At 33.5% G+C, this 1,136-nt stretch carries 1 protein-coding gene and 1 pseudogene; one reads left to right on the top strand and one right to left on the bottom strand.

The window, feature by feature from the left end; genetic code table 11:
- Nucleotides 1-920 (top strand): glycosyltransferase (locus tag E1140_RS00240; protein WP_155177955.1); only part of this gene is annotated, 920 nt, incomplete at its 5' end.
- Here E1140_RS00240 and E1140_RS21600 read toward each other — a convergent pair.
- Nucleotides 911-1,136, bottom strand: a pseudogene (locus tag E1140_RS21600) (hypothetical protein); the annotation flags it as partial. The gene E1140_RS00240 and the pseudogene E1140_RS21600 sit on opposite strands and share 10 nt — an antisense overlap.

Raw genomic sequence — 1,136 nt, 5'->3', positions numbered from 1 at the left:
ATAATATATGGATAATATGGAATCTTGCTCGTCATTTACTTAAGTATAAATACAAAGTTGTCCATAGTCATTTGATCCATGCAGATTTTTTAGTTGCTTGTGAGAAAGTGCTTTTATACTCAAAGTTTAAATGGATATCAACCAAGCATGGGTATGAAGAAAAGTTTACGGAAAATCACGGGTTTGATCCAAAGGCACTAAAATGGAATGTATATTATTTACTTTGTTGGATATCCGAAAAATTTGTAGACCGTTCGATAGCCGTGTCAGAAGGTATCAGGAGGTTATTTGTGGATGGAGGTATTTCAGATGAGAATAGAATAAAAACCATATATCATGGCCTTTATGAACATCTAGATAATGATGTGCTAAGTGCAACCTCACAAAAATACTTTGAGTATCAAATTGCTATTGTCGGGAGACTCACGGGCTATAAGGGCCATAAGTATGCTTTTCAAGCCTTTCAAATCATAAAAAACAGTATTCCTACTGCGGGTCTTGTTATTATCGGAGATGGGCCAGATGAAGATGAACTAAAAGACTACGCCTTAGATCTTGGCATTTTGAATAGTGTAAGATTCTTAGGATTTAGGAGAGATGTCAATCATTTATTACTGGAATCAGATGTTTTATTAGTTCCTTCAATTTCAGAAGGGTTTGGATTGGTCATTTTAGAAGCGTTCCAAAAGAAGACGCCAGTAATTGCATTTAATGTCTCAGCTTGTAATGAAATTATTGAGCATAAGCACAATGGAATATTAATAGAGCCTTTTGACATTGATCAAATGGCTCATGAACTTATCCAGCTTCATGAAAATCCAGCTTCTGTTAAGGTTATGGTAAATAATGCGTGTAAAACAGTTAACGAGAAATTCAGTGTTGAAAAAATGATTGATAGCGTGATCAAATGCTATGAATAGGAAAACTTTATTTTCAATTTAAGAAAATATGACTCAATAAACTTCCAGGAAAATGCTGTTACTAACATTAGGATAATGAGATTGATAAAGTAGTAAGAAGCGATGTTAGCAAGTCGGATATCTAATTTATTTAAAATTAGAATGAGTGTAAGAGGGATCACTTTATGATATAAATACAAGCCATAACTGACTTTGCCTAGATATAAGGTATAAGGG

The organism is Fulvivirga lutimaris, from assembly GCF_009711525.1.
Classification (GTDB): Bacteria; Bacteroidota; Bacteroidia; order Cytophagales; family Cyclobacteriaceae; genus Fulvivirga; species Fulvivirga lutimaris.
Note: the sequence above shows the minus strand (reverse complement) of the source record. Positions and strands in the feature narration are given on the sequence as shown.